This is a genomic window from Streptomyces sp. NPDC057302, assembly GCF_042667685.1.
In the GTDB taxonomy this organism is placed as follows: domain Bacteria; phylum Actinomycetota; class Actinomycetes; order Streptomycetales; family Streptomycetaceae; genus Streptomyces.
This window is the reverse complement of record NZ_JBHUZJ010000002.1, coordinates 235401-248676: the sequence shown is the minus strand read 5'-3', so window position 1 is coordinate 248676 and position 13276 is coordinate 235401. Positions and strand designations below refer to the sequence as shown.

General features: G+C 69.8%; 17 protein-coding genes. 2 read left to right on the top strand and 15 right to left on the bottom strand.

Annotated features, from left to right (window positions below):
• Positions 1-8: 8 nt before the first annotated feature.
• From ACFUPX_RS02445 to ACFUPX_RS02405, 9 genes are all read right to left on the bottom strand, one after another.
• Positions 9-230: a hypothetical protein gene (locus ACFUPX_RS02445; RefSeq protein WP_383314477.1), complete on the bottom strand. Its 222-nt coding sequence runs from the start codon at positions 228-230 to the stop codon at positions 9-11.
• A gap of 239 nt (positions 231-469) precedes the next feature.
• Positions 470-748 (bottom strand): hypothetical protein, encoded by a 279-nt coding sequence (locus ACFUPX_RS02440; protein ID WP_383314473.1) that lies wholly within the window; start codon positions 746-748, stop codon positions 470-472.
• Positions 745-1029 carry a hypothetical protein gene (locus tag ACFUPX_RS02435; protein ID WP_383314470.1) on the bottom strand — a complete coding sequence of 95 codons (285 nt, stop codon included), beginning with the start codon at positions 1027-1029 and terminating at the stop codon, positions 745-747. Before ACFUPX_RS02435 ends, ACFUPX_RS02440 begins: the two co-directional genes overlap by 4 nt.
• Entirely contained in the window at positions 1026-1262 is a 237-nt protein-coding gene (locus ACFUPX_RS02430) for a hypothetical protein (protein WP_383314467.1), read from the bottom strand. The genes ACFUPX_RS02435 and ACFUPX_RS02430 overlap by 4 nt, the downstream gene beginning before the upstream one ends.
• Positions 1263-1345: 83 nt before the next feature.
• The gene (locus tag ACFUPX_RS02425; RefSeq protein ID WP_383314464.1) at positions 1346-1567 is read right to left on the bottom strand and encodes a hypothetical protein; all 222 of its coding nucleotides are present in this window, start codon (positions 1565-1567) and stop codon (positions 1346-1348) included.
• Between the two features lie 122 nt (positions 1568-1689).
• On the bottom strand, positions 1690-1812 hold the full coding sequence (locus tag ACFUPX_RS02420) for a hypothetical protein (RefSeq protein WP_383314461.1): 123 nt from the start codon (positions 1810-1812) through the stop codon (positions 1690-1692).
• A 153-nt stretch (positions 1813-1965) separates the two neighbouring features.
• Positions 1966-2544, bottom strand: a complete 579-nt coding sequence (locus tag ACFUPX_RS02415; protein WP_383314458.1) for a hypothetical protein — start codon at positions 2542-2544, stop codon at positions 1966-1968.
• Between the two features lie 467 nt (positions 2545-3011).
• Positions 3012-3197, bottom strand: coding sequence for a hypothetical protein (locus ACFUPX_RS02410; RefSeq protein ID WP_383314454.1), 186 nt, complete (start codon positions 3195-3197; stop codon positions 3012-3014).
• On the bottom strand, positions 3194-4081 hold the full coding sequence (locus ACFUPX_RS02405) for a hypothetical protein (protein ID WP_383314449.1): 888 nt from the start codon (positions 4079-4081) through the stop codon (positions 3194-3196). The genes ACFUPX_RS02410 and ACFUPX_RS02405 overlap by 4 nt, the downstream gene beginning before the upstream one ends.
• A 223-nt stretch (positions 4082-4304) precedes the next feature.
• On the opposite strand from ACFUPX_RS02405, the gene ACFUPX_RS02400 reads away from it, so the two are divergent.
• Positions 4305-4664, top strand: coding sequence for a hypothetical protein (locus tag ACFUPX_RS02400; protein ID WP_383314446.1), 360 nt, complete (start codon positions 4305-4307; stop codon positions 4662-4664).
• 103 nt (positions 4665-4767) lie between these two features.
• Here the strand turns inward: ACFUPX_RS02400 and ACFUPX_RS02395 are convergent, their stop codons facing one another.
• A complete protein-coding gene (locus tag ACFUPX_RS02395; RefSeq protein WP_383314443.1) occupies positions 4768-6858 on the bottom strand; it encodes an alpha-galactosidase in 2091 nt (696 codons plus the stop codon).
• Between the two features lie 194 nt (positions 6859-7052).
• On the opposite strand from ACFUPX_RS02395, the gene ACFUPX_RS02390 reads away from it, so the two are divergent.
• The gene (locus ACFUPX_RS02390; protein WP_383314440.1) at positions 7053-7865 is read left to right on the top strand and encodes a tyrosine-protein phosphatase; all 813 of its coding nucleotides are present in this window, start codon (positions 7053-7055) and stop codon (positions 7863-7865) included.
• A 30-nt stretch (positions 7866-7895) separates the two neighbouring features.
• On the opposite strand, the gene ACFUPX_RS02385 is transcribed toward ACFUPX_RS02390, so the two are convergent.
• The 5 genes from ACFUPX_RS02385 to ispG form a co-directional block, all read right to left on the bottom strand.
• The gene (locus ACFUPX_RS02385; protein ID WP_383314437.1) at positions 7896-8096 is read right to left on the bottom strand and encodes a DUF6126 family protein; all 201 of its coding nucleotides are present in this window, start codon (positions 8094-8096) and stop codon (positions 7896-7898) included.
• Positions 8093-8734, bottom strand: a complete 642-nt coding sequence (locus ACFUPX_RS02380; RefSeq protein WP_383314434.1) for a helix-turn-helix domain-containing protein — start codon at positions 8732-8734, stop codon at positions 8093-8095. Before ACFUPX_RS02380 ends, ACFUPX_RS02385 begins: the two co-directional genes overlap by 4 nt.
• Positions 8735-8811: 77 nt before the next feature.
• Complete coding sequence (locus tag ACFUPX_RS02375; protein ID WP_383314431.1) at positions 8812-10197, bottom strand: aspartate aminotransferase family protein; 1386 nt, start codon at positions 10195-10197, stop codon at positions 8812-8814.
• The gene (gene dxs / locus ACFUPX_RS02370; protein WP_383314427.1) at positions 10194-12083 is read right to left on the bottom strand and encodes a 1-deoxy-D-xylulose-5-phosphate synthase; all 1890 of its coding nucleotides are present in this window, start codon (positions 12081-12083) and stop codon (positions 10194-10196) included. Before dxs ends, ACFUPX_RS02375 begins: the two co-directional genes overlap by 4 nt.
• Positions 12084-12108: 25 nt before the next feature.
• Positions 12109-13275: a flavodoxin-dependent (E)-4-hydroxy-3-methylbut-2-enyl-diphosphate synthase gene (ispG, locus tag ACFUPX_RS02365; protein ID WP_383314423.1), complete on the bottom strand. Its 1167-nt coding sequence runs from the start codon at positions 13273-13275 to the stop codon at positions 12109-12111.
• Position 13276: the final 1 nt, after the last annotated feature.

Genomic DNA, 13276 nt, shown 5'->3' with positions numbered 1-13276 from the left:
CCGCGCAGCTACGCGTCCAGAGCGGCGCGGACCATGCAGTCTTTGGCCTCCATCAACTTGCGCATGCCTGTGGTGCGTTCAGGTCCGGACTCGACCTGCCCCAGCAGGAGCTTGCCCAGGCTGTAGAAGTGCGCCGAGACGCTCTGCAAGCGCTCGGGCAGATGGTCGTAGGTGAAGTAGAGGCGGTGCATGCGCTCGGCGGGGTCTTCCTGGTGAAACGTGGTTGCCATGCCAACTGACCTTGCCAGGCGCGTGGCTGGATGGCTGTCCCCCGTGGGCGTGAAGCGGCCCCGCCCGGTTGGAGCGCCGGGCGGGGCCGCACACGCGCGATACAACCCCTTGTCCGCACGGCCGGGGACGTCCCGCACACCACGAGGGGCGACGGCGGAGTCCCGGCTTGTTCGTACTGACCGGCGGTGGCGCAGCAACTACCGGCCAGTACTCCGCGCACCGTACCAGGCACGCAGTGTCACGACGGGAGTTGCGGAGTGTCGCCGTCGTGGCGCCGCTGCTCGCCCTTCATCCGGTCGGCCGCCTGTCTGCGGTGCCCCTGGCGCAGCTCCTCGAACTGCACCCACTGCGCACGGGCGTCCACCTCCGGGCGCATCGCCGCCAGCGCCGTCGCCATCGCGCGCGCGGCCTCGCGCTCCACCCTTCGCCGCAGCATCAGGTACGAGCCGAGCGCGCCCCCCGCGAACGCGCACGAGAACGCGATGACCCACATGGCCGCCCAGTCGCTGCTGCTCATTGCTGGCCCGCCTTCGTCGCATGCCGAAGGGCGTCGCGCAGCATGCGCAGCAGCAGCGTGTGGGTGGCGGCGCGCTGCATGAACCCCTGCAAGCGGTGCGCGAATTCACGGGCGGTGTCCTCGTCGGAGAGTTCCATCCACCCGAGCCGGTAGGTGCCGAGCCTGCCGACCTTGAGGTCGATGGGCATCTTCACGTGGCGGGCTGGCAGCACCTTGTGCGGCGGCGCGATGCGCATCACCGGCAGCGCCACCGCCTGTTCCTGGCCGTCCCTGTCGATCACGCGGCTGCCTCCCTCGGCTCGTTGACGCACTTCACCCAGATGTCGGCCAGCAGCCCGCCGGTCGGGGTGAGCCGCGCGCCGCATACTTCGGCGTGCTCGATCATCACCAGCCCGCAATCGGTCGGATCCGCGCCCAGGCGCACGATCCCATGGACCAGGTGGCGCCAGACGATCGGCGGCAGCAGCATCGACTCGTGCTTGCCCGGGTGCAGGACCACCTGCGTGCCGTCCACGCACGCGTGCGTGTGGGTGTGATGCCCGCACGCGGCGCACCGCGTGAGCATGCACCGGGAGGGCGAGGGCGGAGAGGTCAGACTCATCGGCGGGTGATCCCTTGCAGCTCTTCAGGGTGGACCGTCTGCACGTGCGCGGCCATGGCGGGTCTGCCGCCCTGGACCGGCATGCCGCAGCGCGGCCGGTTGCAGGACCAGACCCAGCCGTCGGAGGCGTCGTCGGGATCGATTCCGGCCTTGGCGATCTCCTCGGCCGGGGACGACTGCATATAGAGCCAGCCCGACCGCGTGTATCTCTCCTCCATGCACGTCCCCTCCTGGAAGCGCTGTACGTGTGCCTGGCAGCGCCGACCACGACGGGCGACGTCCAGTACGAACAACGCCCTCGCAACCCGGCAGGTGCGCGCCGGCCGTTTCCGTGGGAGCCTCACGCCGACATCACCGTCATGAGCGCCGGGTCGTTCTGGAGAGCGTGGTGGATACCGGTGGTGATCTCGTTCACGTACACCAGCGGCCAGTTCGCCCGGTCCAGCAACGGATATGAGTTCACGGGCGCCTCTCGGACTATGGCACCCGATAGCGAGGGGTGACCGGCGGATATGGGGGGGGTGTTTATCGAACGTTGATCGGGGCGGTGTTACATGCAATGGGCACTGTTCCCGCCACTATCCCTGGCGGGAACAGTGCTTGTCCGGTTGAGCTATCAGCGCTGAGTCATACCGTGGATATGCGCCCAGGCGAGCGTGTCGAGCTGGGGTCGCACGGTGGCGTAGTCGATAGCGGCGGCCGGGTCTCCATATGCGGGGTCGTCGTGCGGCTTGACCCACCAGCGGGGTCCCGGCCCGGATTCGGTCTGGATGATCGAGATGAGGGTTCCGGAGATGTCGCGGGCCTGGACCTGCCTTACGAACTGATCGTCGAATTCGGGCATCGCGTCGATCTCTACGACCAGCGCGGCACCCAGACGACCGTGGGGCACGAATGCGTGAGCGGTGAAGTCCTCAGGAAACGTCAGGGGGCTGTTCGCTCCTGGCCCGGATCGCAGCTGCTCGGCGTAGGCGTCCAACTCGGGCCAGTCGGTAAAATGTTCGGCCTGAGCGTGCAGGCGTACGGACGGCAAGCCGCCGGTCGGCAGGCCCGGGGTCGGCTGCCAGTCCAGGACGTACGCGGTGACGGGCAGGGGCATGCGGTCGTGGTGGTTGATATTTAACGTGAGGAGGCAGCGCAGCAGTTGGTCAATGTCGCTGCCTGCCTCGACTGGGAACGTCGGCATATTCGCCACGGCAAGTCGAACCTCTCTGTTCGGCGGACAGGGACAATCTGTGTCGCTAGGCGCACCTGGGATGCGTGAACGGGGCGCTATTCACCCGCACGGTATGCAAAGCGTGTTGGCATGACGCAGTTGCATTTACACTCCACCGGTTCGGGTCTCCTGCGGGGAGTCGCGCCGACCCGGGGGCCGCTGGGTGGTGATACTGGCGCGGCGGGCAGCGGTATTGCAGGTGAGGCAGGGGCCTTCGCCCGAGCCGGGTGCCGGGTCGACCGCACCGTGAGGGTGGACGGAACAGCAGGTTGAGGCGGGGCGCCCCCACAGCGCGCGCACAGCGTTCTGGGCGCTCTTCAGTGAGGCGCTCAGGTGCTGGGCCTGGGCTCGGCCGGGGGTTGCGCGCAGCGCGTTCCACGAGGCGTCTACGGCCGTCATGGCGCGGTCGGCGTCGGCCCACTGGACCGGGGTGGGACCAGAGCTGTTCAAGGGGTGTCCTCCGGTTCGAAGAGGGCGAGTTGTTCGGGCGGCGCGGACGGTGGATGCACGACCGTCAGGTGGGCCTGCAAGCCTGCTGCTCCGTTCTGGATGAAGATGGGGCAGCCGCGCAGGGGGCAGACGCGTATGGGGTGCTCGGGTGCGGGGTCGCTGGGGACCAGGGCGAGGCTCACGCGGCCCCCCTGTCTTCGAGGCCACGCGGGCGGTGGCGGCGCTGTGTCGGCAGCAGTTGGGCAAGTTCGCGCTGGAGGGCGAGGCGGCGGCGGTAGACGGGCCCGTCATCAGTGCAGCCCTCCGAGCACTGGTGCTCCGCCTGCCACACATCGATCTCGGTGAGCGCCTTGCGCAGGGCGTCGGCATCGCGGGGAATCTCGGGTTCTTCACCCTGGTCGCCCGTATCTACCTGAGCTTGATCAACTACCTCAGCCCCGGTCGTGCAAGAGACGTGCAGACGTGTCGTCGCGTCACGTGACGCTACTTCGGTTGTCACGTGACGCCACTTCGCGTTGTCACGTGACGCTACTTCTGGATCGGCCCCGGGATCGGAAGTGGCGTCACGTGACGCTGCTTCCGCGTCGGAGCCAGTCTGAGAAGTGGTGTCACGTGACGCTAGTTTCCCGCCCTGCTTCTTCTCGCCCCGCTTCGGAGATCCGGCCGCTCGCCAGTCGCGCATGTCCTGGGAGCGGCGGTCGGTGCGCAGCATCAGCAGGGCGCGTTCCCAGTCGGGTTTGTCGCCCAGCGGGACCAGCAGGCGGTAGCCGTTGATCTGGCCCTTCTCGCTGAATTGAAGGTCGATGAGCCCCGCGGCCTTGGCGGCGCGGTAGTAGAGGCGCACGGTCTCCGGAGTGGCGTGCAGGAAGTCCGCGACCTTCTTCTGCGAGGGGAAGAACCGGCGCGGGCACTGGCCGTCTGAGTCGCAGACGTCGCCGAGGTAGAGCAGAAAGCCGTTGAAGTTGCCGGGGAAGGCGCCCCACGCCCCGCCGCGCGGGATCTGCTGGACCCACTTCGTGCGCAGGCTGATGCGCCAGGTCAGACGTACGTCGTCAGCGGCACTCACCAGGCATCACCCCATGAAGCCGCACGGGCACAAAGCGTGTGCACCGAGGGCTGGCTTCGGGTGCGCGCCGACGAGCGGCGCAGCGGTGAGCTGGGCATACCGCAACACTAACGTCGCACCCGTTAGCTATGCAAACGGCTCGCACGGTCTACTGTCCTACCGCTACAGTTGCCCTCACGAGCGGACAGCCACGGCATCCGAGAGGATTAGTAGTATGGGCACCATGACGCCTTCAGAAGCCATCACGGGCGAGGTCAGCGCCGTCGAGGAGACGCGGCGCTTCAACCTCTCCATCACGACCGCCCTGGGCGCCGCCGACATCTCCCGCCAGAAGCTGGCCGACGGCATCGGCATGTCCCGCCCCTCACTGAGCCAGCGCCTTCTGGGCAACCAGGACTGGCAGCTGAGCGAGATGGTCAAGGTCGGCAACATCTTCGGAGTCCACTACAAGCGGATGCTTGGCAACGAGGACCCCCACGCGCGAGACGAGCGCCTCTGGCTGAACGACATCAACCCGCTGGAGGTGCGCGATCGACTCGACAAACTTGCTGGTCAGAGCTTGATCGCTACTACGCCACCGTAGGGAGGGGTTGACGGGGGGTGAGATAAGCCACCGGTCAAGATTCGTCCAAACCAGGAATACACGGCGGGCCCCGCGCCACTCATACACGCGGGCCCCGCGCCGCTCACACGCGGCGGAAGCGGAACACCCCCGCGTCCAGGTCACCGCGAAGCCCCGTACGCAGTCCGTGGTGCAGCAGCAGCGCGCCCCGGTGGGCATCCCCCGTCTCCTGGCAGACGTACGCCGCCGTGGGGTCGAGCCCCCGCAGCCGCACCCGGGGCGGCTCCTCCCCGTACGCCTGCGCCCGCAGCCACGCGAGGACCACGACCTCGTCGCCGTGGACGTACTGCACCGCGCTCAGCGGCTCCGACGGCGGGCGCAGCCGGTAGAGGTCCCCGAGCTGCACCACGGGCCTGATCTCCTTGTAGAGGCCCACCCAGTCGGCCGCTTCGGCGAGCTCGTCCGCGCTCCACTCCATGAGGTCTCCGCCGATGCCGAGCACCCCCGCCATGGCGCTCACGAAGCGGAAGCGCAACGTACTGACCCGGTCGTTGAGCTGGGTGTTCGGGCTGTCCGTCACCCAGGCGGCCATGATCCGCGCCGGGTGCAGCTGACTGAAGCCGTCCTGGATGGCGAGCCGGTCCAGGGGGTCGGTGTTGTCGGAGGTCCACACCTGGTCCGTGCGGGAGAGGATTCCCAGGTCGATCCGGCCACCGCCGCCCGAGCAGGACTCGAAGGCGACGGAGGGGTGTGCGGCCCGCAGCCGGTCCAACAGGCCGTAGAGGGCGTGCACATGGGCGTTCCAGATCCCCTGCGGGTAGTCCTCGCCCGGCCAGCCCGGGTCGGTGAAGCAGCGGTTGAAGTCCCACTTGACGTAGTCGATGGGCGCGCTGGAGAGCAGCGTGTCGAGCTGCTGCCACAGGTACTCCTGGACGTCCGCGCGGGCGAGGTTGAGCACGAGCTGGTTGCGGAACTCCGTGCGCGTACGCCCGGGTTGGTGCTGCACCCAGTCGGGGTGCGCACGGTAGAGATCGCTGTCCGGGTTGACCATCTCGGGTTCGACCCAGATCCCGAACCCCATGCCCAGCGCGTGCACGTCGTCGGCGAGCGGCCCCAGGCCGCCGGGGAAGCGGTCCGGGTTGGGCGTCCAGTCGCCGAGTCCGGCCCGGTCGCTGACGCGCCGCCCGAACCACGCGTCGTCCACCACGAACAGCTCGACACCCATGGCCGCCGCCCGCCCGGCGAGCGCCCGCTGCTGTTCCTCGGAGATGTCGAACCGGGTGGCCTCCCAGGAGTTGTAGAGCACGGGCCGGGGCGTTCCGGCGTCCGGGATCACGTGCGCGCGCTGGTAGGCGTGCCAGGCCCGGCTCGCCCCGCCGAAACCGCCGTCGCTCCACAGCCCCGCGAAGACCGGCGTCACCGTCCGCGCACCCGGCGCGAGCAGCTCCTGCCCGGAGTCGTCGTGCCCCCGCCCACCGGTGATCTGCACAGCCCCGTCCGGCAGTTGGGCCACCCCGATCCGCCAAGACCCCGACCAGGCGAGCGCGCAGCTGTGCACCTCGCCCCGCTCCTCGGTGGCCCCTTCCGCATCCAGCGCGACCCAGGGCAGGTGCTGGTGCCCGGTGTGCCCCCGGCGGCTGCCGATCACCTTCTCGCCGTACGTGATCTCCGACCGCACGAGCCGTGACTCGCCCGCCCAGCGCCCGTGCAGCTGCGAGAGCCGCCACCGCTCGCGGGAGGGCAGCGTCCAGGTCGCGGAGTCGGCGCGGAGCAGTTCGACGGCGGGCGCGTCGGCGGGCCCTTCATGGCGCAGGACGGCGAACCGCTCGATGACGTCCCCACGCGTCCGGTAGACGAGCGCAACCCCCAACTGGTGTACGGGGTCGATGAATTGGATCCGCAGCTCGTCGCGCTCGACCACGGCCTCCGTATACCGCCACTCGCTGCCGCGCACCCCGGCGCCCCGCACGGAGAGCGCGGGACGCACGAAGCGCCGCCCGCCCTCGACGGGATACTCCTCGTGCCCGTCGAGCCGCGACTCGAAGGACCGCTCCGCGGGCAGCGGCTCCGCCGCGAGCGCCTCGGCGTCGGCGAGCGCGACGCGCGGCCCCCAGTGCAGATGCAGCAGCTCATCGTCGCCCGTGAGCCGCAGCGCATAACTGCTGGTGGGACCCGACAGAAGCCACGTACGACCGTCTTCGCCGACCTCGATCATCAATCCCCCACAGACACCGACACGGATCCGAAACGAGACGAACAGACACGCACACCTCGACCCATCATCGAGGCGCGTGATCTGTGAGGCAACGCTCATGCACCAGCGGTGATTGCCTCAGGAACCCATGTCGTATGGTCGAAGCCGCACCCCCACCGGCGAGTCGCGCCGGCGGCAGGACGGGAGGAGCCCCCGTGACGCAGGAAGTCCCGCCGACGAAGCTGACCGAGCCCGAGCCCGAGCTCGCCGGAGTCCGCAACTTCCGTGATGTGGGCGGACTTCCGACCGTGGACGGCCGACGGGTCCGGCCGGGCCGGCTCTTCCGCAGCGGCCACCTCGCGCACGCCACGGCGGCCGACGCCGCGTTCCTCTCCACCCTGGGCCTGCACACGATCTACGACTTCCGCAACGCGGCCGACCAGCGGCTCGAAGGCCCCGACGTCGAGCTGCCGGGCGTGCGCAACGTGAACCTGCCGCTGACCGACCCGGCCCACGGCGCCGAGTTCTGGACGATGGTGCGCGACGGCGATCTGGACCAGCTGCGCGCGGCGCTCTCCGACGGGCAGGCCGCGGGGCGTCTCTCCGACACGTACCGCGAGATCATCAGGGACCGCACCGCCGAGCACAGCCGCGTGCTGCACGAGCTGGCCGCCGACAGCGTGCCCGCCCTGATGCACTGCGCCGCGGGCAAGGACCGCGCGGGCCTCTCCATAGCCGTCACGCTCCTCGCCGTCGGCGTCGAGCGCGACGCCATCGAGGCGGACTACCTGGAGTCGAACGCCACCCACCGCCGCTACAAGGTGCGCCGCGGCGACGACTCCCCGAACGCCATGTCCCCCGAGGTCATGCAGCTGCTCAGCCCGCTCTTCGAGGCCCGCACCGAGTATCTGACCGCCGCCTTCGAGACGATCGACCAGATCTGGGGCGACACGGAGACCTACCTCGCCGACGGCCTCAAGGTGACCCCGCAGATCCGCGAGCGGCTGCGCGAGCACCTCCTGGACTGAGCGGCCCCGCCGCCGGTGTCACTGGCGGTGTCACTGGTTCTGCGCGCCCAGCGAGAACAGCAGGTAGATGAAGGCCGCGAAGAGGTGCCCGACGGCCACATAGATGATCAGCCGGACCCAGAGCCCGCGGGGCAGCTTCTCCTCCATCGACATCGCCTTCTTGGCGGGCGCGGGCACAGGGGCCGACGCGCTCTCCGCCTGGTCGGGCTGCTGCGCTTCAGGTTCCGTCATCGCGGGTCTCCCAGGGTGGGGCTGTGCGGGGTCCCGCCGAGGCACAGCGCGGTGGCGGGACTCTGCAGCAGGGTGTGGACGAAGAGAAGGTCGGCGCCCTGGTGGTCGGCGGCCGCGATCCGGTGCGGGGTCAGCGAGTCGAAGTGCGCGCTGTCCCCGGGCTCCAGCGTGTACGCGGTGTCGCCAAGACGGAGCCGCAGGCGCCCCTGGAGGACGTACAGCCACTCCTCGCCGGGGTGGACGCGCACGATGTCGCCCTGCGCCCCGTGCGGCACGTGCACCCGCAGCGCCTGCATGCCACGGGCCTGCGCGCCCGCCTGCCAGTAGGTCCAGCCGCCCGCCCGCGTCGGCTCCATGTCCGCGGCGCGGACGATCGCGTCCCGGTCCGCGGGCGTCTCGCCGAGGAGCTCCGAGACCGTCGTACCGTAGGTGCGGGCGAGTGCCAGCAGCAGGGGCAGGGACGGCTGGCGCTGCCCGGTCTCCAAGCGGGAGAGGTGGGCGGGCGAGAGCCCGGCGTTGCGGGCCGCGGCCTCCAGGGTCAGCGCGGCGCGACGCCGCAGCTCACGCAGTTGCGGGGCGACGGCCGGCAGGGCTTCGGCAGCCTCCGGGTCGAGCGGTTGGGGCTCGGCGTTGCTCATACCTCGATTGAGCCAGCCTCTTGCCCCCGAGGCAACTTTCTTGCCTCAGGGGCAAAAACTGTCCGGCCCGGTGCGCCTCAGCGGTTCGCGACCGCCTGCTTCACCAGCGTCTTACCGAAGTCCCACATCAGCCCGCCGCCGCTGTGCGCCTCGTCCATCACCGCGGTGAAGGCCTCCACGAACCGGTCGACCTCCGGCTCCCCGATGGTCAGCGGCGGGATCAGCTTGATGACCTCCAGATGGTCGCCGGAGACCTGGGTGAGGATGCGGTGCTTCTGGAGCAGCGGCACGACCACCATCTGCGCGAAGAGCCCCTTGCGCGCCGCCTGGAGCATCGTCCAACGGCTGCGCAGCTTGAGCGACTTGGGGCGCCCGAACTCGATGCCGACCATCAGGCCACGGCCGCGCACCTCGCTCAGGAGCTCGTAGCGGTCCACGAGCGCGCCGAGCCGCGACGCCAGGAGCTCGCCGGTCGCGCGGGCGTTCGCGACGATCTCCTCGTCCTCCATGACGGACAGGACCGCGAGCCCGGCCGCCATGGCCTGTGCGTTGGACCCGAAGCTCGCCGAGTGCACGAGCACCCGGTCCATGGAAGAGAAGACCTTCTTGAAGATCCAGTCCTTGCCGAGGGTCGCGCCCACCGGCACATACCCGCCCGACAGGGCCTTCGCGACGCACACCAGGTCCGGCTCGACGCCCTCCTCGTGCTGGTAGGCGTAGAAGTCGCCGGTCCTGCCGAGGCCCGTCTGCACCTCGTCGGCGATCAGGAGCGCCTTGTGCTGGTGGAGCAGCTCCTGGGCGGCGCGCAGATAGCCGGGGGGCGTCGCGTTCACCCCCTTGCCCTGGACGGGTTCGAGGATGAGCCCGGCCACGTCGCCCTTCTTCAGCTCCTTGCGCAGGGCGTCCAGATCACCGAGCGGGATCGCCGTGTCAGGGAGCAGCGGGGCGAACCCGTCCCGGAAGCCGGACTCGCCGTTGACGGAGAGCGAGCCCGTCGTCAGGCCGTGGAAGGCGTGCGCGCAGTACAGCACCCTGGGCCTGCCCGTCGCGTACCGCGCGAACTTCAGCGCGGTCTCCACGGCCTCGGTGCCGCTGTTGCCGAAGAACACCCGGTCCAGGTGCGGACTGTGGGTGAGCAGCTTCTCGGCGAGGAGTCCGGGCAGCGGCTGGCAGTCGAAGCGCGTCAGATCGGCGAGCGAGGCGTCGAGGACGTCGTGCAGCGCCTTGCGTACGACGGGGTGGTGGCGGCCGAGGCCCATCACGCCGAAGCCCGCCAGCATGTCGAGGTAGTCGTTGCCGTCCGCGTCCCAGAAGTAGGCGCCCTCGGCCCGCTCGTAGACCTTGTCGAAGCCGATGGTGTGCAGCATGCGCGGCAGCTGGTGGTTCAGGTGCCGCGCGTGCAGTTCGTAGCGCTCGGCGCCCCGCTCGGCGAGGAGTCTGCCGAGGTCGAACTCCTTGGTCATGCTGTGTGCTCCTTGGCTGCCAGGGTGGCGCTGATCCGCCCCGCGATCTCGACCGGGGTGAGCCCGAGGTCGGCGAGCACCTCGCCGCGCTTGGCGTGCGCGAGGAACTGCTCGGGGATGCCGAACCGCCTTACGGGTACGTCGACTTCGGCCTCGCCGAGCGCGAGGGCGACCGCGGAGCCGACCCCGGCCGCCCTGCTGTTGTCCTCGACGACCCCCACGACACGGTGCCGCGCGGCGAGGGCGGGCAGCTCGGCGTCGACCGGCTTGACCCAGCGCGGATCGACCACGGTGCACTCAAGGCCCCGCTCCCGCAGCAGTTCCGCGGCCTGCAGACAGACGGGCGCCATCACGCCGACCGCGACCAACAGCACGTCCGCGTCGTCGCCTTGACGGTCCTGGCTCAGGACGTCCATGCCGCCGATCCGGTCGACGGCGGGAATCGCGGGCCCCACCGACTCCTTGGGGAAGCGAAGGAGCGTGGGCGCGTCGTCCACGGCGACCGCCTCGCGCAGCTGCGTACGCAGTTGGTCGGCGTCGCGCGGCGCGGCGATCCGCAGGCCCGGTACGACCTGGAGTATCGACATGTCCCACATCCCGTTGTGCGACGCGCCGTCGACGCCGGTCACCCCGGCCCGGTCCAGCACGAAGGTGACCCCGCACTCGTGCAGCGCGACGTCCATCAGGAGCTGGTCGAAGGCCCGGTTGAGGAACGTGGCGTAGACGGCGACGACGGGGTGCAGTCCCCCGGTCGCGAGCCCGGCCGCCGACACCGTGGCGTGCTGCTCCGCGATGCCGACGTCCCACACGCGGTCGGGGTAGGCCGCGGCGAACTTGGTCAGACCGACCGGGTGCAGCATGGCCGCGGTGATGGCGACCACGTCGTCCCGCTCGGCCCCGATGCGTACGATCTCGTCGCCGAACACCGAGGTCCAGGAAGGCCCGTTGGACGGAGCGAGGGGTTCGCAGGTCAGCGGGTCCATCACGCCGACCGTATGAAAACGGTCGGCCTCGTCCGCGAGCGCGGGCTCGTAGCCGCGCCCCTTCTCGGTGAGGCAGTGGATGAGGACGGGCCCGTGGAAGCGTTTCGCACGTCGCAGCGCCGACTCGACGGCCCCGGTGTCGTGCCCGTCGATCGGCCCGACGTACTTGAGCCCCAGGTCCTCGAACATGCCCTGCGGTGCGAAGGCGTCCTTGAACCCCTTCTTGGCGCCGTGCAGCGACTCGTACAGCGTGTGCCCGACGACGGGTGTGCGCTGGAGTATGTCCTTGCCCCAGGCCAGGACCCGTTCGTAGCTGTCGGTGGTGCGCAGCGTGGCGAGGTGGTTGGCCAGGCCGCCGATGGTGGGGGCGTACGAACGCTCATTGTCGTTGACGACGATGATCAGCGGCCGGTCCTTCGCGGCCGCGATGTTGTTGAGCGCCTCCCACGCCATGCCGCCGGTGAGCGCGCCGTCACCGATGACGGCGACGACATGGCCCCGCTCCCCCAGGACCTGGCGCGCCTTGGCCAGGCCGTCGGCCCAGCCGAGCGCGGTCGAGGCGTGACTGTTCTCGACGATGTCGTGCTCGGACTCCGCGCGCGAGGGATAGCCGGAGAGGCCACCCTTGCCGCGCAGCTTGGAGAAGTCCTGACGGCCGGTCAGGAGCTTGTGTACGTAGCTCTGGTGGCCGGTGTCCCACACGATGCGGTCGAGCGGCGACTCGAAGACCCGGTGGAGGGCGATGGAGAGTTCCACCACCCCCAGGTTGGGCCCGAGGTGACCTCCGGTCCTCGCGACCGCGTGCACCAGGAACTCCCGGACCTCCTCGGCCAGTTCGACGAGCTCGGCCTCGGTCAGCGCCTTCAGGTCGCGCGGTCCCCGAATGGTTTCCAGAATGGTCATGCTCGGGCCCCCTCTCCGGTTCTTCTCAGCTCACGGTGACGTCGGGCACCCCTGAGGTGACGCCGTCGTCCTCCATCTGTGCGGCGATCTTCATCGCCTCTTCGATGAGCGTCTGGACGATCTTCGACTCGGGGACGGTCTTGATGACCTCGCCCTTGACGAAGATCTGCCCCTTGCCGTTGCCGGACGCGACGCCGAGATCCGCCTCGCGGGCCTCCCCCGGCCCGTTCACGACACACCCCATGACCGCCACCCGCAGCGGCACCTCCATGCCGTCGAGGCCCGCCGTGACCTCGTCGGCCAGCTTGTACACATCCACCTGGGCCCGCCCGCAGGACGGGCAGGAGACGATCTCCAGGCGCCGCTGCCTGAGGTTCAGGGACTCCAGGATCTGGATGCCGACCTTGACCTCCTCGGCGGGCGGCGCGGACAGTGAGACCCGGATGGTGTCGCCGATGCCCTCACTCAGCAAGGCCCCGAAGGCCACTGCGGATTTGACCGTGCCCTGGAACGCGGGGCCCGCCTCCGTCACGCCGAGGTGCAGCGGGTAGTCGCAGGCGGCGGCCAGTTGCCGGTAGGCGTTGACCATGACCACCGGGTCGTTGTGCTTGACCGAGATCTTGATGTCGCTGAAGCCGTGCTCCTCGAAGAGCGACGCCTCCCACAGGGCCGACTCGACCAGGGCTTCGGGGGTGGCCTTCCCGTACTTCTTGAGCAGGCGCGCGTCCAGGGAGCCCGCGTTGACCCCGATGCGGATCGGCGTACCCGCGTCGTTCGCGGCCCGCGCGATCTCGCGCACCTTGTCGTCGAACTGCTTGATGTTGCCGGGATTCACCCGCACCGCTGCGCATCCGGCGTCGATCGCCGCGAACACGTACTTCGGCTGGAAGTGGATGTCCGCGATCACCGGGATCTGCGACTTGCGCGCGATCGTGGACAGCGCGTCCGCGTCGTCCTGCGTCGGGCACGCGACCCGCACGATCTGGCAGCCGGACGCGGTCAGCTCCGCGATCTGCTGCAGCGTCGCCCCGATGTCGGACGTACGCGTCGTCGTCATCGACTGCACCGACACCGGTGCGCCGCCCCCCACGGCCACCGGCCCGACCTCGATGCGCCGCGAGAGGCGGCGCTCCGCGATCGGCCGGACCGGCAGCTCAGGAAGGCCCAGTGCGACAGGCGTTCCAGGGGTCATC

Coding starts and splice junctions, on each gene's coding strand:
- ACFUPX_RS02395 (WP_383314443.1), bottom strand. CDS start 6,858: ATGATCGAGGTCGGCGAAGACGGTCGTACGTGGCTTCTGTCGGGTCCC.
- ACFUPX_RS02375 (WP_383314431.1), bottom strand. CDS start 10,197: ATGACCAAGGAGTTCGACCTCGGCAGACTCCTCGCCGAGCGGGGCGCC.
- ACFUPX_RS02440 (WP_383314473.1), bottom strand. CDS start 748: ATGAGCAGCAGCGACTGGGCGGCCATGTGGGTCATCGCGTTCTCGTGC.
- ACFUPX_RS02400 (WP_383314446.1), top strand. CDS start 4,305: ATGACGCCTTCAGAAGCCATCACGGGCGAGGTCAGCGCCGTCGAGGAG.
- dxs (WP_383314427.1), bottom strand. CDS start 12,083: ATGACCATTCTGGAAACCATTCGGGGACCGCGCGACCTGAAGGCGCTG.
- ACFUPX_RS02385 (WP_383314437.1), bottom strand. CDS start 8,096: ATGACGGAACCTGAAGCGCAGCAGCCCGACCAGGCGGAGAGCGCGTCG.
- ACFUPX_RS02445 (WP_383314477.1), bottom strand. CDS start 230: ATGGCAACCACGTTTCACCAGGAAGACCCCGCCGAGCGCATGCACCGC.
- ispG (WP_383314423.1), bottom strand. CDS start 13,275: ATGACCCCTGGAACGCCTGTCGCACTGGGCCTTCCTGAGCTGCCGGTC.
- ACFUPX_RS02425 (WP_383314464.1), bottom strand. CDS start 1,567: ATGGAGGAGAGATACACGCGGTCGGGCTGGCTCTATATGCAGTCGTCC.
- ACFUPX_RS02380 (WP_383314434.1), bottom strand. CDS start 8,734: ATGAGCAACGCCGAGCCCCAACCGCTCGACCCGGAGGCTGCCGAAGCC.